Below are 16,807 nucleotides of genomic sequence, written 5' to 3' on the forward strand. Positions count from 1 at the left end.
GCCCGGTTTCGTCCACCGCGTGGCGCGCATGCAACGTCATCGATGCGTCATCCAGCGGACGCCGTAGCGTCACGGACGCTTCATGCTGCAGTCGCGAAGGAGGCTTAGCCGCGCCCCGACCGAAGGGGATATGATATGAAGAAACTGCTGCTCGCCACCGCCGCCTTGCCGGTGTTCGTCCTGACCGCGCATGCGCAGGAAGCAGAGGGCGAAGAGGTCGTCGTGACCGGGCAGCGCGCGCAGCAGGAACGCGCGATCGAGATCAAGCGCAACGCCATCGGGATCATGGATGTCGCGGCGGCGGACGAGATCGGGCGGTTGCCCGACCGCAACGTCGCCGAGGTGGTTGAGCGGCTGCCGGGCCTTGGCGTCACCTATGATCAGGGTGAGGGGCGCTATGTCGCGATCCGCGGCATTCCGTCGGACCTCAACAACTACACCTTCAACGGGGTCGAGATCGGCAACCCGGACGGGCAGAACCGTTCGCTCCCGCTCGATATCGTTTCGGGGCAGCTGCTCAACCGCGTCGAGGTGACCAAGGCCAAGACCGCGGATCAGGACGGGCAGGGGATCGGCGGATCGATCAATCTGGTGCCGCAGACCGCGTTCGACTTTCGCGAGCGCTTCGTGGTGCAGGCGAATGTTCAGGCGGGCTATCAGGAGCTGAACGACAAGGTTCCGGTGCGCGGCGACGTCAGCGTCGGTGGGCGGTTCGGCGCGAACGAGGAGTTCGGCGTGCTGCTGGGTGGGAGCTATTCCGAGCGGACCTTCACCAGCTATGGCGTCTATCCCGATGACTGGCGCCCGGTGGCGGGTGCGGCGCGCGGCGGGATGCCGACCAACATCAAGCACACCGACTATAGCCTGAAGCGCGAACGGATCGGCGCGGCAGGATCGCTCGACTGGCGGCCGAACGATGATCACGAGCTCTATCTGCGCGGCATCTACTCCAAGTTCAGCGAGGACGAATATCGCCAGCGTTACCGCCTCGACTTTGCGAGCGATGCGCTGCTGCCGACGCTGACCTTCAATCCGGGCGGGACGAGCGGCACGCAGACGGGGAATACCGAGCGGCGGCAGGACCTGCGCCTCGAATATAAGGAGAAGTCGATCCTCGCCGCGATGCTCGGCGGATCGAGCCGGTTCGGCGACCTGAAGCTCGATTATGTCGTCGCGCGCGTGCATAACGAGGTGCGCGAGCCGAACCAGCTTTGGCAGTTCCGCTGCAACCCCGGCATTGTCGATTTCAACTTCGGCGAGAAGATCTTCACCGCGACGCCGCGCACCGAATGCACCGCGAACCAGATGGGCTTCCGTCAATATACCGAGCAGATGGAGACCGGCGATGAGGATATCTGGCAGGGCAAGCTCGACCTCACCTGGAACATCGCGGCGCTGGACGAGGGCAGTAACGTCAAGCTGGGCGGCAAATATCGCACCACCGACAAGAGCTTCGATTCGCGCAACGAAACCTGGGCGCGCGGCGGCAACGCGGCGACGCGGTTCACGCTGGGTCAGTTCAACCTGCAGGGCGAGCCGGTGCGGACCTATCCCGACGGCGACGACCGCCCTTATCTGAACGGCCCGACGATCGGCGCCAACGCGATCCGCGACTGGACCAGGGGCAACCTCACCAGCGCCTATTTCGTGCGCGACGCCGCCGCGAGCCTCGCCAATGCGACGCTCAACGACATCTTCATTCAGGAAGATGTGTGGGCGGCCTATGCGCAGGCGACGATCAAATCCGGTTATGCCACGATCACGCCCGGCCTGCGCTATGAGCGCACCACCAGCAAGGTCACCGGATCGCGGCTGCAGAACGGCACGACCGTGGTGCCGGTGAATGCCGAGAACAATTATTCGGACTGGCTGCCGAGCCTGATCATCCGCATCGACGCGGGCGACAAATACAGCTTCCGTATCGCCTATACCCGCAACCTTGGCCGACCCAATTATGGCCAGCTCTCGCCCGGCGGAGCGCTGTCCTACGAGGATGGCAACGGCAACGGGACGTACGAGGGCAGCTTCTCGACCGGGAATCCCAACCTCAAGCCCTATCGCGCCGACAGCATCGACATTTCCGCCGAATATTATTTCGCCAAGGGCGGGCTGTTGTCGGTGGGCGCCTTCGCCAAGTTCATCGACAATCCGATCTTCACGCAGAGCAATCTGCTGACCAACACCAGCTTTGCGGGGCTCAACTTCGAGCGGCTGAGCACATCGCAGCCGATGAACGCGGACAGCGCCAAGCTGATTGGCGCCGAAGCGGCGTTCCAGATGCAGTTCACCTTCCTGCCGGGCTTCCTTTCGGGCTTCGGGATCGAGATGAACGGCACGCTGGTGAGTTCGACGCTGACCTTGCCCAATGGCCGCGTTTCGACCTTCCCGAGCCAGTCGGAATTCCTCTACGGCGCTCAGCTCTTTTATCAGGCGGGGCCGGTCGAGGCGTCGATCGCGTACCACAATACCGGCGCGTCGTTGATCGCGGTGGGCGGGCTGCCGTTCCAGGACCAGTATAATGACGATCTGCGCCGGCTGGATGCCAAGGTCCGGTTCAAGGTCACCGACAATATCTCCGTCTTTGCCGAGGCGCAGAACCTGACCGACGAGCCGACGCGCCAGTATCAGGGCGACCGCACCGACTGGTTCGTCCAGCAGGAACGCTATGGCCGCACCTTCTGGGGCGGCGTGTCGGCGAAGTTCTGATGAGCCTGATCCTCGCCCTTGCGCTGCAGGCGTCGCTGACTGCGACCGAGGTTGCGCGCGTGCCCGCGCCCGACGCCGATCAGGGCGTCGCAGCGGGGCCGCACGACCTCTATGCGATCGACAATAATGTGATCGCGCGGATCGACCGGCGGACCGGCCGGACCGTCGCGCGGTTCGAGGGCGAGAAGGCGCGCTATCCGCACATCAACAGCTGCATCCTCAAGGGCAAGCAGCTGGTGTGCGCGGCGTCCAACTATCCCGCTGTACCGCAGGCGAGTTCGATCGAGAGCTTCGATGCGAAGACGCTGAAGCCCGTGGCGAGCCGCAGCCTCGGGCCGGGCAAGGGATCGCTGACCTGGCTCGACTGGCATGACGGGAGCTGGTGGGCGTGCTTCGCGCATTACGGCAAGAAGGGCGGCGAGCCGGGCAAGGATCATCGCTGGACCACGTTGGTGCGCTACGATGCCCGTTTCGTCGAGCAGGCGGCGTGGCTGTTCCCCGAGAGCGTGCTGGCGCGGATGGCGCCATACAGTTCGTCGGGCGGGCGGTGGAACCGTGACGGCTATCTCTATGTGACGGGACACGACCTGCCCGAGTTGTATGTGCTCAGGCTGCCGCCGGCGGGGACGGTGCTTGACCATGTCGCGACGATCGCGGTGCCGACGGGCGGGCAGGCGATCGACTGGGACCCGGTCGAACCGCGGCTGCTGTGGTCGATCGAGCGCAGGAAGGGTGAACTGGTGTCGAGCCGGGTGCCTCCGGTGGAATGAACCCGCGCTTCGCCGCAATGAAAGAAGAAATTCGCTACCCCCCGCGCAATTTGGCTGCTAGGGGCGCGGTCATGTTTCGAAAACGGCCCATTATGACCACCCGGAACGCGACCCGCTGAACCAGCCGGTCGCGGCGTTCGGGTTATGCCGCGAAACATCTTCAACGAGCGGGTGACTGGCCCGCTGACTTCTCACCGAAAAATGACTATGTCGCTGCCCGAACTCCGGGCGGCTCGACCGCATGAAAGGGTCTTTGATGGGTTACCGTGTCGTAGTCGCAGGCGCCACCGGGAATGTCGGTCGCGAAATGCTCAACATTCTGGCGGATCGCGAATTTCCGCTCGACGAGCTGGCGGTCGTCGCTTCGTCGCGCTCGACCGGCGAGATGGTCGATTTCGGTGAGAGCGGGAAACAGTACAAGGTCCAGAATATCGAGCATTTCGATCCGACCGGCTGGGACATGGCGCTGTTCGCGATCGGTTCGGACGCGACCAAGATCCACGCCCCGCGCTTCGCCGCGGCGGGCTGCACGGTGATCGACAACAGCTCGCTCTATCGCATGGATCCCGATGTGCCGCTGATTGTGCCCGAGGTGAACCCCGATGCGATCGACGGCTACAAGGCCAAGAACATCATCGCCAACCCGAACTGCTCGACCGCGCAGATGGTGGTGGCGCTGAAGCCGCTGCACGATGCCGCGACGGTCAAGCGCGTCGTCGTCGCGACCTATCAGTCGGTGTCCGGCGCGGGCAAGGCGGGGATGGACGAGCTGTTCGAGCAGTCGCGCAACATCTTCGTCGGCGATTCCGCCGAGCCGAAGAAGTTCACCAAGCAGATTGCGTTCAACGTGATCCCGCACATCGACAGCTTCCTCGACGACGGGTCGACCAAGGAAGAGTGGAAGATGGTCGTCGAGACCAAGAAGATCCTCGATCCCAAGATCAAGGTGATCGCGACCTGTGTTCGTGTGCCGGTGTTCGTCGGCCACTCCGAAGCCGTCAATGTCGAGCTTGAGAATGAACTCTCGGCCGAGGACGCGCAGAAGATCCTGCGCGAGGCGCCCGGCATCATGCTGGTCGATAAGCGCGAGGACGGCGGATATGTGACGCCAGTCGAGTGCGTGGGCGACTATGCGACGTTCGTCAGCCGCGTGCGCGACGATGTGACCGTCGAGAACGGCCTCGCCTTCTGGTGCGTGAGCGACAACCTCCGCAAGGGCGCGGCACTCAACGCGGTGCAGATCGCCGAACTGCTCGGCCGGCGGCATTTGAAGAAGGCGTGATCGAAAGCCGGATGCGCCCTCCCGCCGCGCAACGATGGTGGCTGCTCGCATGCCTTGCGGGGGTGCCGCTGAGCGCGGTGGGGGCGGCGTATCCGCCCAATACCTGGTTGCAGGTCGGGCCGGTCGTCGTCGGCGTCGGCCTTGGCTGGTGGGCGCTGCGGCGCTGGCCGCTGAGCAATGCCAGTGTGGCCTGGGTCTGCGGCTTCGTGCTGCTCCACCTGCTTGCGGCGCGCTGGACCTATAGCAGCGTGCCCTATGACGGCTGGGGGCAGGCGGTATTCGGATTCAGCATCGACAAGGCGCTGGGGTTCGATCGCAACATGTTCGACCGGCTGGTGCATTTCGCATCGGGGCTGTGCTTTGCCCGGGCGCTGGTCGAGCTGTGCATCGTCTATGGGCGCTTGTCGCGACGCTGGGCGATCGCGGTGATGATCCTGTCGGTGCTGGCGATCGGCGCGGTCTATGAGATCTTCGAATGGATGCTGACGATCGGGATGAGCGCCGAGGCGGCGGACATGTACAATGGCCAGCAGGGCGACATGTTCGATGCGCCCAAGGATATGGCGCTGGCGTTGCTTGGCGCGTTCGTCGCACTGGCAGGGCGCGGGTGGGTGCTGGCCGGGCTTAGTGCCCCGCCGCAGCCGGATCATTCTCCACCGGCCCCTTCGGCTTCCTGAGGAAGAACACGAGCGGGATCGACAGCGCGGTGACGATCATCATTGCCTTGAAGTCGTTGAGATAGGCAATCATCGCCGCCTGCCGCGTCACCTCTGCATTCGCCATCGCCAGCAGCGCGTCGGTCGAGCCGCCGAGATTGGCGAGCAGGCCGGGATCGAGCGTCTGAAGCCGCTCGGGCGTGACGTGCTGGGCGAGGTCGGCATGGCTGGTCTGGCTGCTGCGCGCGAGCACCGTCGTCACCGCCGAGATGCCGATCGACGCGCCGATGTTGCGCGACAGGTTGAGCAGGCTTGCCGCTTCGGTGCGCTGGTGCGGCGCGAGAGTGGCGAAGGCCATGCCGTTCAGCGGCATGAAGATCAGGCCCATCCCCAGCCCCTGAATGAAGCCCGAGACGATGAAGGGCGTGCTGCCCATCTCAAGCGTCCACCGCGTCATGTCGTAGAGCGACCAGGCGGCGAGCGCGAAGCCGAGGCCGACCGCGATGCGCGGATCGAGTCCGCGCTGGATCAGCCGTGCCGACAGCGCCATCGTGACCAGCACGCCGACGCCACGCGGCATCAGCAACAGGCCGGTGTCGACCACCGGATAGCCATAGAGCGTCTGAAGCATCGGCGGGAGCAGCGCCATCGTCGCCATCATCACCACGCCAACGACCTGCATGAAGGCGAGGGCGGTGACGAGGTTACGGTTCTTCCACAGCCCGCGCTCGAACATCGGGTTCTTGCCGGTGGCCATGTGCACCCCAAACATCCACAGCGCGATGGCCGCGGCGAGCATCTCGATCCAGATTTCGGGCGAAGAGAACCAGTCCTCCCCCTGACCCCGGTCGAGCATCAGCTGAAGCGCGCCGATGCCGATGGCGAGCAATGAGAAGCCGAACAGGTCGAAGCCGCGCTTGCGGGTCGGGCGGCTGGGGAGCAGCCACCACAGGATGCCGAGGCAGATCACGCCCAACGGCAGGTTGACGTAAAACACCCAGCGCCAGTTGAAATTCTCGGTCAGATAGCCGCCGAGCACCGGGCCGAGGATCGGGCCGATCATGATGCCCATGCCCCACACCGCCATCGCGCGCTGCTGGTCCTTGGGCTCGTTGATGTCGAGCATCACCGTCTGGCTGAGCGGATTCATGAACGCCGCGGCGACGCCCTGAAGGATGCGGAACGCGACCATCTCCTCCAGATTCTGCGCGGCACCGCATAGCGCGGAAGCGATGATGAAGCCGACGATCGAGAGCAGGAACAGGTTGCGCGAGCCGATCCGGTCGGAGACCCAGCCGGTGATCGGGATGGCGATCGCCGAGGCGACGATATAGCTCGTCAGCACCCAGGTGATCGTGTCCGCGGTGGCGCCGAGCGAGGTCTGCATGTGCGGCAGCGCGACATTGGCGATGGTGGTGTCGAGGATCTGCATGATCGTCGCCAGCATGACGCCGAAGGTGAGCAGCCCCTTGTTGCGCACCGGCAGTGCCGCGCCCGAGGGGGGCGGGGCGGGCGGTGCGGCTTCAGGCGAGGCGGCGGCGCTGGCCATCGCGCGGGTTACTTGCTGACGTCCACCGTGACGTCGGCGGAGAGGCCGGCGATCAACTCGCGCGGGCTCTTCTCGTCGATCGCGATGCGCACGGGCACGCGCTGGGTGACCTTGACCCAATTGCCGTTGGCGTTCTGGGCCGGGAGCACCGAGAACTCGCTGCCGGTGCCCGCGCCGATCGAGGCGACATGGCCCTTGAGCTTGAGCTTGGGATAGGCGTCGAAGCTCACCTCGGCCGGCTGGCCGACGCGCATCTTGTCGAGGTCGGTTTCCTTGAAGTTCGCCTCGACCCACGAGCCGCCCGAGCGGACTACGGTGACGGCGGGAAGACCCGACATCATCATCTGCCCGACCTGAAGCCGGTCGGCCTGACTGACGATGCCGTCGACGGGGGCGTAGCGTGCGGTGCGCGACAGATCGAGCGCAGCCTTGTCGCGCTGCGCTCGCGCGGCGGCAATGGCAGGATTGACGCCGGGGACCGCAGGCCCGCTCGACAGCTTCGAGCGGGCTTCGGCCGCGTCGGCGACGGCGCGCTGATACGTAGCGCGCGCCTGCTCGACCGAGTGGAGCGCCTGATCGTAGCGCGCGCGCGTCGTGAAGCCGCGGTCCATCAGCGCCTTTTGCCGGCTATAATCTTCCTGTGCGGAGGCGATCGTATCGCGCGCGGCCTGAATATCGGCGCCGGTGCCAGCGTAGCTTGCCTGCAGCGTGCCGACCTGGACCTGCGCGTTGGCGATCGCGGCATCGGCCTGTTCGAGCGCGATGCGATAGGGTTCGGGGTCGATGCGGAAGAGGAGGTCTCCGGCCTTGACCGGCTGGTTTTCCTTCACCGCGACCTCGATGATGCGGCCAGCGACGTCGCTCGCGACCGAGACCTTGTCCTGCTGGACATAGGCGTTGTCGGTCGAGACGGTACCGCCCGACAGCGTCCACCAGCTGCCCACCGCCGCGATCAGCAGCAGCGGCACTCCGAACATCAAGATCGGGCGCAGCCAGTTGCGCTTGCGCGGGGCAGGGGGCGTGATCTCGATCGCTTCAGCGGGATCGAGCTTGGGATCTGCGTCAGCCATTGACGGCTTCCTTATTGTCGTTCGCTTTGTCGTGTTCGTCGGCAAGCAGGTTGGTGCGCAGCGACTTGAGCGAGGCGTGCATGCGGATGCGGTCGTCCGGAGCGACGCCCTCCATCACCTCGTCGATCATCGTGTCGGCGATGTCGCGCAGCTCGATCAGCACTGGCTGCGCCTTTTCGGTAAGGTGGATGCGCCAGACGCGGCGGTCGGCGGGATCACGGCGGCGCTCGACCAGACCAGCCTCCTCGAGCCGGTCGATCATGCGGCCAACGGTGATCGGCTCGACCTCGAGCAAGTCGGCGAGCATGCCCTGGTTGCAACCCTCGTTGCGCTTAAGGATGCTGAGCGTGTGCCATTGCGCGCGGGTGACGCCGATACGGCGGGCACGCACGTCGAATCGCTTCCGCATCAGGCGGGCGATGTCGTTGAGGAGGAATCCTAGGGAGTCAGGCATGACCGGCATATAATAAGCATGCTTATATATTTCGACAGGAGATTAGTTGCATTATAAAACGTAACGATTGCAATTTGTGCAATCGGTCGGGGTTTCGCGGCGGCGCAAAGTGCGGCATCCCGCGGCGATGCAGACTCAGTTTTTCGAGAGCTTCGACGGCACGCGGATCGCTTGGCGTGAAACGGGTGAGGGCAGGCCGGTGGTGCTGATCCACGGCTATTTTTCGGACGCCAGCACCAACTGGATCAAATACGGGACCGCGGCGAAGCTGGTCGAGGCGGGGTTCCGGGTGATCATGCCCGACCTGCGCGCACATGGCGAAAGCGGCAAGCCGCACGGGGGCGAGGCCTATCCGCCCGACGCGCTGGCAATGGATGCCGAAGCGTTCATCGCGCATCTCGGCCTCACCGATTACGACCTTGGAGGCTATTCGCTGGGCGCGCGGACGACGGTGCGCGTGCTCGCGCGCGGGATCGCGCCGAAGCCGCGGCGCGTGGTGCTGTCGGGGCTGGGGGATGAGGGGGTTGTCGATACCGGGCGGCGCGCAGGCTTTTTCCGCCGTGTGCTGACCAATTTCGGCAGCTTCAAACATGGCGACAAGGAGTTCATGTCGCAGGCGTTCCTCAAGACCACCGGCGGCGATCCGCAGGCGCTGCTCGGCGTGCTCGACACGTTCGTGGATACACCGGAGGCCGAGCTCGCGAAATTCGACCTGCCGGTGCTGGTCGTTGGCGGAGCGGCGGACGACGAGGTCGGATCGTTCGAGGGACTGGTGGCGATGCTGCCGGATGGGCGCTTCGTCGAGATACCCGGAAACCATATGAGCGCGGTGACGCGGCCCGAACTGGGCGACGCGATCGTATCATTCTTGACCGCTTGACCCGTTCCAAGGGCGGGAGCAGTGTCCGCCGCAATCACAAGACAAGCCATAAGAGGGGCCCATGATCCGCACCGGAATTTCGACGATCGCGCTCGCGATGCTGCTGGCCGCACCCGCGGTCGCTCAGGAGAAAAAGACCGCGCCGGGCGCGGCGACGCCGGCTGCCGCCGACGCGTTCCTGAAGCGGGCGACCAAGGAGTTCGAGGAATTCTCGATCGACGACGCACGGATCCAGTGGCTCTACGCGACCTATATCAACGACGACACGTCTGCGCTGGTCGCCAAGAGCGGCGCCGAGGGCACCGAGATGGCGGTCCGCTTCGCGCTGGAGGCCGCGAAGTTCGACAAGGTAAGCGGCCTGTCGCCTGACACCAAACGCCAGCTCGATATCCTGCGCAGCGGCATCACCTCGCCCGCGCCGACGCGCCAGGGCGCAGCGGCGGCGCTGTCCAAGCTGCAGACCGACATGCAGACCGTCTATGGCACCGGCAAGGGCACGCTGAAGGGCCAGCCGGTCAACGGCAGCGACATCGAGGCGGCGATGGGCACCAATCGCAACCCTACCGAGCTCAAGGAAATGTGGACGAGCTGGCACGACAATGTCGGCGCGCCGCAGCGCGGCGACTATCAGCGCGCCGCTGGCTTGCTCAACGAAGGTGCGCGCGAGCTGGCGTTCAAGGATGTCGGCGCGATGTGGCGCTCCAACTACGACATGCCGCCGGAGGAATTCGCCAAGCTCACCGACAAATTGTGGAACGAGGTGAAGCCGCTCTACGAGTCGCTCCACACCTATGTCCGCTCGAAGCTCAACGAGAAATATGGCGATGCGGTCCAGTCGAAGACCGGCCCGATCCGCGCCGACCTGCTCGGCAATATGTGGGCGCAGGAATGGGGCAACATCTATGACGTCGTCGCGCCGCCGGGATCGGGCGATCTGGGCTATGATGTCACCGACCTGCTGACCGCGAAGAAGTACGACGCGATCAAGATGGTGAAGACGGGCGAGGGCTTCTACTCGTCGCTTGGCTTCGCGCCGATGCCCGATACGTTCTGGAAGCGCTCGCTGTTCGTGAAGCCGGCCGACCGCGAGGTGCAGTGCCATGCCTCGGCGTGGAACCTCGACAATGTCGACGACCTGCGCATCAAGATGTGCATCAAGGTCAACGGCGACGACTTCACCGTGATCCATCACGAGCTGGGCCATAACTACTACCAGCGCGCCTATAACAAGCAGCCCTTGCTCTACCGCAATGGCGCCAATGACGGGTTCCACGAGGCGATTGGCGACTTCGTCGCGCTGTCGATCACGCCCGACTATCTCGTCTCGATCGACTTGCTCGACCCGGCCAGGGTGCCGAGCGCGGACAAGGACACCGGGCTGCTGCTGCGTCAGGCGATGGACAAGGTCGCGTTCCTGCCGTTCGGCCTGCTGATCGACAAATGGCGCTGGGGCGTGTTCTCAGGCGGGATCAAACCGACCGGCTATCAGGGCGCATGGGATGCGTTGCGGTTGCAATATCAGGGCGTCAAGCCGCCGGTGGTGCGCGACGAGACCAAGTTCGATCCGGGTGCGAAATACCACATCCCGGCGAACGTGCCCTACACCCGTTACTTCCTCGCGCGGTTGCTGCAGTTCCAGTTCTACAAGGCGGCGTGCGACCAGTCCGGGTGGAAGGGGCCGCTCCACCGTTGCTCCTTCTATGGCAACAAGGACGTGGGCAAGAAGCTCGACGCGATGCTCGAGATGGGTGCGTCCAAGCCCTGGCCCGACGCGCTCGAAGCCTTCACCGGCAGCCGCGAGATGAGCGGCGCCGCGATGGTCGAGTATTTCGCGCCGCTGAAGGCGTGGCTCGACGAGCAGAACAAGGGCAAGCCGACCGGCTGGTAAATCCGGTTTCTGCATGAACGAGAAACGGCCGCAGCGGGCATCCCCGCGGCGGCCGTTCCTATTCCGGGTGGAGGCGGATCAGGCCTTGCCCTTGCCCTTCGGCTTGGTGTCGGCGGGACCGCCGGCGCCCTTCTTGACCGCGTAGAAGATCCCCGCGGTGGCCGCGCCGATCGCGGCGACGCCGCCGATCACCGAGGCGAAGAAGTTGCGGTCGCCCATTTGCTCGCGCTTTTCGGCAACGAACTGCACGGGAGCGGATTCGCTGACGGTCTGCGCAGCCGATTGTGCGGCGGCGCCGACCTTCGCGGCCGCGGCCTGCGCTGCGGCGCGGGGCCCGCTGGACGCGGCTTTGGGTTTGGCGGCAGCCTTGGGTTTCGCCGCGGTTGCCGCAGCCGGCTTGCGTGACGCGGCTTTGCGGCGGGGCGGGGCTGCCTTGGCGGGTGCCTTCGCCGGAGCCGAGGCCTTGGGCGCCGCTGCTGCGGCCGCCTTCGGTTTCGCCGCAGGCTTCTTTGCCGGCGCCTTCCTTACGGCGGGCTTCTTTGCGGCCGGGGTCTCGGCCCCGTCGGTCGTCGTCTTGGTCGGGGCCTTGGCCATCACGATCCTCCAGTGGTTTCGTGTCTGTAACCAACGTGAAGCAAATCGGTTTCCACCGTCAATGCGCGAAGGTTACCGGAATGGTGTGCGGCGGGTGCCGCCGCCGCTCAGCGGAAGGGCGGTTCGTTGAACGCGCGCAGCTTGCGCGAGTGGAGCTTGGCGCCCTCACGGCGGAGCTGTTCGCAGGCCTCGATCCCGATCTTGAGGTGTTCGGCGATCGCGCGCTCGTAGAAGCGATTGGCCTGGCCGGGCAGCTTGAGTTCGCCGTGGAGCGGCTTGTCCGAGACGCAGAGCAGGGTGCCGTAGGGCACGCGGAAGCGATAACCCTGAGCGGCGAGCGTCGCGCTTTCCATATCCACGCCGACCGCGCGGCTGAGCGAGAAGCGCAGCGCCGAGCGCGAGAAGCGCAGTTCCCAGTTGCGGTCGTCGGTAGTGACGATCGTGCCGGTGCGCAGGCGGCGCTTGAGTTCATCGCCCGACTGGCCCGAGACGATTTCCGCAGCCCGCGCGAGCGCCTGCTGGACCTCGGCGATGGCGGGGACGGGGATTTCGGGCGGGAGCACGTCGTCGAGCACGTGGTCGTCGCGCAGATAGGCGTGGGCGAGGACATAGTCGCCAATTCGCTGACTGGGGCGCAGGCCGCCGCAATGGCCGATCATCATCCACGCTTCGGGCCGCAGCACAGCGAGGTGATCGGTGATCGTCTTCGCGTTGGACGGGCCGACGCCGATATTGACCAGGGTGATGCCGGTGCCGTCCTCGGCCATCAGATGCCAGGCCGGCATCTGGTGGCGGCGCCAGGCGCTGTCGGTGAGCAGCATCTCGGGATCGTCACCGGCCTTGAAGATGATGCCGCCTGGTCCCGAAACGCCAGTGAACCGGTTGTCGCCGCCGACCTGTTCCGAGGCCCAGCGCACGAACTCATCGACATAGCGGTGATAGTTGGTGAACAGGATATATTGCTGGACATGCTCGGTCGGCGTGCCGGTGTAATGGCGCAGCCGGGCGAGGCTGAAATCGGTGCGGAGGCCATCGAACAGCGCGAGCGGGCGGGTCTGGTCGAGGCTGATCCACGTGCCGTCGGCGATCTCGTCCCCGATATGCGCCAGCTCGGTCGCGGGGAAATGGCGCGCGAGCTCGAGCACCGACACCTCATCGAGCCGCAGCGCATGGCCGGGGTCGAGGACATAGGGAAACGGGATTTCCTGCCGGCCGGGAACCGCGGAGACCTCGACATCATAGTCCTCGATCAGCAGCGTGAGCTGCTCGATCAGATAATCTGCGAAGATCGCGGGCTTGGTCACGCTGATGGCATAGTCGCCCGGCGTGACGAGACGGCCAAAGCTGCGCGCCGGGGTGGGGCGATCGACTTCGTTGCGATAGGCGACGCGAATCTCGGGATAGGCGAAGCTGCCGTCCTTGCGGCGCGCCGGATCGGGCGCAGTGCCCTTAGTGAGATAGAGGTCGAGGGCGTCCTGAAGGCGGGTGACGGACGCTGTGTAGAGCCGATCCAGTTCGGCGACGATGTTTTCTGCGGTTGTCATCTACCACGGCTAATGCGCCAAGATGACATTAGCAAGACCGGCAGGCGCCCGAAATGTGACGCGCGGGGCGAGCCCGCGCGCACAGATGACTTAGTTCGGCCGCTTACTTGGTCTCTTCTTTCTCGCGTAGCTTGCTGATGCCGTAGGCGGCACCCGCGACTGCAGCAGCGGCGCCCGCGGCTACTGCGGCGGTGGCTGCCGGATGCTTCTTCGCGGTATCGATTGCGCTGGTCACTGCCTCGCTGACGGCGTCGCGGGCATCGGCAAGCGCGTCCCTGGTGCGGTCGCGCAGCGAATCCTGAGTGTCGATTTCAGGCGTCGTCGGAATAGTCTCGTCGATCATCACGCGTCTCCTTTCCAACGACAGAACCGATTGCGGGCGCGGCGGTTCCCCTCGACCGAGGGGACCGTCGCGCCCGCGAAACGTTCAGGCGAAACTGCTGGAGCTCAGAGATTCTCGAGCAGGTACTCGGCCGAGCTCACCTTGAATTCGCCCGGCGCTTCGACATGGAGCTGCTCGACGACGCCGTCATTGACGAGCATCGAGAAGCGCTGACCGCGCGTGCCGAGGCCGAACTTGCTGCCGTCCATCTCGAGGCCGACTGCCTTGGCGAATTCGCCATTGCCGTCGGCGAGCATCGCGATGTCACCGGCATTGGCGCTCTTGCCCCAAGCGCCCATGACGAACGCGTCGTTGACCGCGGTGCATGCGATCTCATCCACGCCGCTGGCCTTGAGGTCGGCGGCCTTCTCGACATAGCCCGGCAGGTGGCGCGCCGAGCAGGTCGGGGTGAAGGCGCCGGGTACCGAGAAGAGCGCGACCTTGCGGCCTGCGAAGAAATTGTCCGAGCTGATCTGCTCGGGGCCGTTCTCGGTCGCCTTGACGAAGGTGGTGCTTGGCACGCGATCGCCGATTTGGATGGTCATGTGGACTCTCCTTACTGAGTGGAACGGTTCCGACTGAGCCTGTGTAGGGCCTGTCATTCTTATCCGCGCAGGTAGGAGAAGAACGGCCCTTCGACAAGCTCGGGTCGAACGGCTTTCGCTATTCGTTTTTCAGGCGTGGCGGAGCCGAACGGCTGCCGATATGTTGAGCGGACATGGAGTCTTCAGCGTTTCTCACCGGCCAGATCCTGCTCGCGCTGCCCGGGATCGGCGACCCCCGCTTCGAACGCGCGGTGATCGCGATGTGTGCGCATGATGAGCATGGTGCGCTCGGCATCGGCATCGGCCAGACCGTGTCCGGACTGGGGCTGCACGAGTTGCTCCAGCAGTTCGAGATCGATCCGGGCGAGGCGCCTGATGCGCCGGTGCATTTTGGCGGGCCGGTCGAGCCGCGGCGCGGCTTCGTCCTCCATTCGACCGATTGGGGCGGGCAGGACACGATCGACGTCGCCGGGCGCTGGGCGCTGTCGGGGACGATCGACGTGCTGCGCGCGATCGCTGAGGGTAAGGGTCCGACGCACTGGCTGGTCGCGCTGGGCTATGCCGGCTGGGGCGAGGGGCAACTCGACGAGGAGATGACGCGCCACGGCTGGTTCAACGTGCCGGGTGCGATCGAGCTGCTTTATGACGTCGATGTCTATCAGCGTTGGGAACAGGGATTCTCGCGCGAGGGGATCGATCCGCGGCTGCTCGCGCCGAGTACGGGGACGGCCTAGTCCGCGTAGCGCGCGGTGAGCGTCGCGGCGGCATCGCGCATCGCTTGGCGCAACTCGGGCGGCCTGAGCACTTCGACCTCGACCCCGAGCTTCAACAGCTCGCGTGTGGCGTGGTCGATCGTCTCGATCGGGATATCAGCCTGAACCCATCCGTCCGCTTCGGGTGGCGAGGCGGTGCGGCGGGCCATCGCGGAAGCTGCCGCGGCGAGCAGGGAGAGCCGCTCCAATCCGAGCGGCGAAAGCCGGATCGATGCAATGCCCTGATACAGGCTTGCCTCGAACGCGCGGACGCTGGCCGTCCAGTGCGCAGCGAGGTCGAAGTCTGCGGGGCGTTCGAAGCTCTCGCCGGTGGCATCGAGCGCACGGATCGCATCGACGCGGTAAGTGCGCGGCACCGACCGGCCAGTTGCGACGAGATACCAGATGCCACCCTTGAGCACGAGGCCGAGCGGGGAGAGGGTGCGTTCGGTTGCCGCGCTCCAGCTTTCGTAGCGCACCCGGATCCGTTCGGCGCCCCACACCGCGGCGGCAAGCTGGGGCAGGAACGCAAGGTCGCTCGCGGCGCGGTACCAGTCGATCGGATCGAGATGGAAGCGGGCGGCAACGCGCGAGGCGTCGGCGCGGCGCGCGGAGGGGAGGGCGGCGAGCAGCTTGAGGCGCGCAGCGGCGGTGGATTCGCCAAGGCCCATTTCGGCGGCCGGACCTTCGAGGCCGGAGAGGAACAGCGATTCCGCTTCCGCCGGGGTCATCCCCGTCAGGCGGGTGGTATAGCCGTCCAGCAACTGGAAGCCGCCGTCGCGCCCGCGATCGGCATAGACGGGCACGCCCGAGGCGCTGAGATCGTCGATGTCGCGATAGATGGTGCGCACCGACACCTCGAATTCGTCCGCCAGCGCATGGGCGGTCATGCGGCCGCGCGCCTGCAGCAGCAAAAGGATCGAAACGAGGCGGCTCGCGCGCATTTTCTGTCTGTAGCAGATAATAGCTGACAAAGGATGTCAGCTTTAGGGGCGCACTCTCCGGTCAATCGCAATCGATCGGAGATTTGTCCCATGCACACATCGCATCTCGAAACCCGTCGCAGCGCGCTGACCCGTGCGCTCGGGGTCGCCGCCGTCGGCGGATTGCTTGCTCAGGGTTTCCGCGCGGAAGCGGCGGCGGGGCCGGCGTCCGACTGGGCCTGGCTCGTGGGAAGCTGGAAGGTGCGCCACCGCAGGCTCAAGTCGCGGCTGACCGGCAGCACCGAATGGCAGGCGTTCGACGGCACCTGCATCAACTGGCCGCTGATGGGCGGCGCGGCGAATGTGGACGATAATGTGCTTGAGCTGCCCGCGGGCGACTATCACGGGGTCAGCGTACGCTGCTTCAATCCCGAAACGCGGAAGTGGGGGATCTGGTGGATCGATTCCCGCTATGCCCGGATGGAGCCGCCGGTATGGGGCGAGTTCCGCGACGGCGTCGGCACTTTCATCGGCGCGGACGCGCACGAAGGTGTTCCGGTGACGGCGCGGTTCCGCTGGTCGGAGATCACCGCGACTTCGGCGCATTGGGAACAGGCCTTCTCCACCGACGGCGGCAAGAGCTGGGAAACCAACTGGCACATGGATTTCACGCGCATTTCGGCGTGAAAAGCGAACGCCGCAACAGTCGGCGCAAGTGGCATATAAAGATATCTTTATGTTTCATTTGCGCTGGCGCGGCGAATTCGCTAGGGGCGCGGCGATGCCGCCGGGATTCCCGGCGCGAGGCTTCA

At 65.3% G+C, this 16,807-nt stretch carries 16 protein-coding genes; 8 read left to right on the forward strand and 8 right to left on the reverse strand.

Features of this window, described 5'->3' with window-relative positions:
- Positions 1 to 135 precede the first annotated feature (135 nt).
- The 4 genes from AC07NK_RS12740 to AC07NK_RS12755 all read left to right on the forward strand — a co-directional run bounded on the left by AC07NK_RS12740 (position 136) and on the right by AC07NK_RS12755 (position 5,435).
- Positions 136 to 2,706: a TonB-dependent receptor gene (locus tag AC07NK_RS12740; RefSeq protein WP_495170965.1), complete on the forward strand. Its 2,571-nt coding sequence runs from the start codon at positions 136 to 138 to the stop codon at positions 2,704 to 2,706.
- The gene (locus AC07NK_RS12745; RefSeq protein WP_495170966.1) at positions 2,706 to 3,476 is read left to right on the forward strand and encodes a hypothetical protein; all 771 of its coding nucleotides are present in this window, start codon (positions 2,706 to 2,708) and stop codon (positions 3,474 to 3,476) included. Before AC07NK_RS12740 ends, AC07NK_RS12745 begins: the two co-directional genes overlap by 1 nt.
- A 256-nt stretch (positions 3,477 to 3,732) precedes the next feature.
- Positions 3,733 to 4,758, forward strand: coding sequence for an aspartate-semialdehyde dehydrogenase (locus tag AC07NK_RS12750; RefSeq protein ID WP_495170967.1), 1,026 nt, complete (start codon positions 3,733 to 3,735; stop codon positions 4,756 to 4,758).
- Positions 4,755 to 5,435: a DUF2238 domain-containing protein gene (locus AC07NK_RS12755; protein WP_495170968.1), complete on the forward strand. Its 681-nt coding sequence runs from the start codon at positions 4,755 to 4,757 to the stop codon at positions 5,433 to 5,435. The genes AC07NK_RS12750 and AC07NK_RS12755 overlap by 4 nt, the downstream gene beginning before the upstream one ends.
- Here the strand turns inward: AC07NK_RS12755 and AC07NK_RS12760 are convergent.
- From AC07NK_RS12760 to AC07NK_RS12770, 3 genes are read right to left on the reverse strand one after another with little or no spacing between them, the layout of a single operon-like run.
- Positions 5,383 to 6,963: a DHA2 family efflux MFS transporter permease subunit gene (locus tag AC07NK_RS12760; RefSeq protein WP_495170969.1), complete on the reverse strand. Its 1,581-nt coding sequence runs from the start codon at positions 6,961 to 6,963 to the stop codon at positions 5,383 to 5,385. The genes AC07NK_RS12755 and AC07NK_RS12760 overlap by 53 nt on opposite strands.
- Before the next feature lie 8 nt (positions 6,964 to 6,971).
- Entirely contained in the window at positions 6,972 to 8,033 is a 1,062-nt protein-coding gene (locus tag AC07NK_RS12765; RefSeq protein WP_495170970.1) for an HlyD family secretion protein, read from the reverse strand.
- The gene (locus AC07NK_RS12770) at positions 8,026 to 8,487 is read right to left on the reverse strand and encodes a MarR family winged helix-turn-helix transcriptional regulator (protein WP_495170971.1); all 462 of its coding nucleotides are present in this window, start codon (positions 8,485 to 8,487) and stop codon (positions 8,026 to 8,028) included. The genes AC07NK_RS12765 and AC07NK_RS12770 overlap by 8 nt, the downstream gene beginning before the upstream one ends.
- A 127-nt stretch (positions 8,488 to 8,614) precedes the next feature.
- On the opposite strand from AC07NK_RS12770, the gene AC07NK_RS12775 reads away from it, so the two are divergent.
- Both AC07NK_RS12775 and AC07NK_RS12780 read left to right on the forward strand, forming a co-directional pair.
- Complete coding sequence (locus AC07NK_RS12775; protein ID WP_495170972.1) at positions 8,615 to 9,367, forward strand: alpha/beta fold hydrolase; 753 nt, start codon at positions 8,615 to 8,617, stop codon at positions 9,365 to 9,367.
- Positions 9,368 to 9,428: 61 nt separating this feature from the next.
- Positions 9,429 to 11,255: a M2 family metallopeptidase gene (locus AC07NK_RS12780; RefSeq protein ID WP_495170973.1), complete on the forward strand. Its 1,827-nt coding sequence runs from the start codon at positions 9,429 to 9,431 to the stop codon at positions 11,253 to 11,255.
- Positions 11,256 to 11,333: 78 nt separating this feature from the next.
- Here AC07NK_RS12780 and AC07NK_RS12785 read toward each other — a convergent pair whose 3' ends face one another.
- From AC07NK_RS12785 to AC07NK_RS12800, 4 genes are all read right to left on the reverse strand, one after another.
- Positions 11,334 to 11,849, reverse strand: coding sequence for a hypothetical protein (locus AC07NK_RS12785; RefSeq protein ID WP_495170974.1), 516 nt, complete (start codon positions 11,847 to 11,849; stop codon positions 11,334 to 11,336).
- 107 nt (positions 11,850 to 11,956) lie between these two features.
- The gene (locus AC07NK_RS12790; RefSeq protein WP_495170975.1) at positions 11,957 to 13,393 is read right to left on the reverse strand and encodes an AMP nucleosidase; all 1,437 of its coding nucleotides are present in this window, start codon (positions 13,391 to 13,393) and stop codon (positions 11,957 to 11,959) included.
- A gap of 103 nt (positions 13,394 to 13,496) precedes the next feature.
- Positions 13,497 to 13,736, reverse strand: coding sequence for a hypothetical protein (locus tag AC07NK_RS12795; RefSeq protein WP_495170976.1), 240 nt, complete (start codon positions 13,734 to 13,736; stop codon positions 13,497 to 13,499).
- A 104-nt stretch (positions 13,737 to 13,840) separates the two neighbouring features.
- The gene (locus tag AC07NK_RS12800; protein ID WP_495170977.1) at positions 13,841 to 14,320 is read right to left on the reverse strand and encodes a peroxiredoxin; all 480 of its coding nucleotides are present in this window, start codon (positions 14,318 to 14,320) and stop codon (positions 13,841 to 13,843) included.
- A 173-nt stretch (positions 14,321 to 14,493) separates the two neighbouring features.
- On the opposite strand from AC07NK_RS12800, the gene AC07NK_RS12805 reads away from it, so the two are divergent.
- Complete coding sequence (locus AC07NK_RS12805; RefSeq protein ID WP_495170978.1) at positions 14,494 to 15,054, forward strand: YqgE/AlgH family protein; 561 nt, start codon at positions 14,494 to 14,496, stop codon at positions 15,052 to 15,054.
- Here AC07NK_RS12805 and AC07NK_RS12810 read toward each other — a convergent pair.
- Positions 15,051 to 16,016 carry a helix-turn-helix transcriptional regulator gene (locus tag AC07NK_RS12810; RefSeq protein ID WP_495170979.1) on the reverse strand — a complete coding sequence of 322 codons (966 nt, stop codon included), beginning with the start codon at positions 16,014 to 16,016 and terminating at the stop codon, positions 15,051 to 15,053. The genes AC07NK_RS12805 and AC07NK_RS12810 overlap by 4 nt on opposite strands.
- 90 nt (positions 16,017 to 16,106) lie before the next feature.
- Between AC07NK_RS12810 and AC07NK_RS12815 the strand changes: the two genes are divergently transcribed.
- The gene (locus AC07NK_RS12815; RefSeq protein ID WP_495170980.1) at positions 16,107 to 16,682 is read left to right on the forward strand and encodes a DUF1579 domain-containing protein; all 576 of its coding nucleotides are present in this window, start codon (positions 16,107 to 16,109) and stop codon (positions 16,680 to 16,682) included.
- Positions 16,683 to 16,807: the final 125 nt, after the last annotated feature.

The organism is Sphingomonas sp. GW821-FHT09B04 (assembly GCF_059418285.1).

Bases quoted from the DNA above. Each gene is read 5' to 3' on its own strand.
- AC07NK_RS12740 (WP_495170965.1), top strand. From the start codon at position 136: ATGAAGAAACTGCTGCTCGCCACCGCCGCCTTGCCGGTGTTCGTCCTG.
- AC07NK_RS12745 (WP_495170966.1), top strand. From the start codon at position 2,706: ATGAGCCTGATCCTCGCCCTTGCGCTGCAGGCGTCGCTGACTGCGACC.
- AC07NK_RS12750 (WP_495170967.1), top strand. From the start codon at position 3,733: ATGGGTTACCGTGTCGTAGTCGCAGGCGCCACCGGGAATGTCGGTCGC.
- AC07NK_RS12760 (WP_495170969.1), bottom strand. From the start codon at position 6,963: ATGGCCAGCGCCGCCGCCTCGCCTGAAGCCGCACCGCCCGCCCCGCCC.
- AC07NK_RS12765 (WP_495170970.1), bottom strand. From the start codon at position 8,033: ATGGCTGACGCAGATCCCAAGCTCGATCCCGCTGAAGCGATCGAGATC.
- AC07NK_RS12770 (WP_495170971.1), bottom strand. From the start codon at position 8,487: ATGCCTGACTCCCTAGGATTCCTCCTCAACGACATCGCCCGCCTGATG.
- AC07NK_RS12775 (WP_495170972.1), top strand. From the start codon at position 8,615: ATGCAGACTCAGTTTTTCGAGAGCTTCGACGGCACGCGGATCGCTTGG.
- AC07NK_RS12780 (WP_495170973.1), top strand. From the start codon at position 9,429: ATGATCCGCACCGGAATTTCGACGATCGCGCTCGCGATGCTGCTGGCC.
- AC07NK_RS12785 (WP_495170974.1), bottom strand. From the start codon at position 11,849: ATGGCCAAGGCCCCGACCAAGACGACGACCGACGGGGCCGAGACCCCG.
- AC07NK_RS12790 (WP_495170975.1), bottom strand. From the start codon at position 13,393: ATGACAACCGCAGAAAACATCGTCGCCGAACTGGATCGGCTCTACACA.
- AC07NK_RS12795 (WP_495170976.1), bottom strand. From the start codon at position 13,736: ATGATCGACGAGACTATTCCGACGACGCCTGAAATCGACACTCAGGAT.
- AC07NK_RS12800 (WP_495170977.1), bottom strand. From the start codon at position 14,320: ATGACCATCCAAATCGGCGATCGCGTGCCAAGCACCACCTTCGTCAAG.
- AC07NK_RS12805 (WP_495170978.1), top strand. From the start codon at position 14,494: ATGGAGTCTTCAGCGTTTCTCACCGGCCAGATCCTGCTCGCGCTGCCC.
- AC07NK_RS12810 (WP_495170979.1), bottom strand. From the start codon at position 16,016: ATGCGCGCGAGCCGCCTCGTTTCGATCCTTTTGCTGCTGCAGGCGCGC.
- AC07NK_RS12815 (WP_495170980.1), top strand. From the start codon at position 16,107: ATGCACACATCGCATCTCGAAACCCGTCGCAGCGCGCTGACCCGTGCG.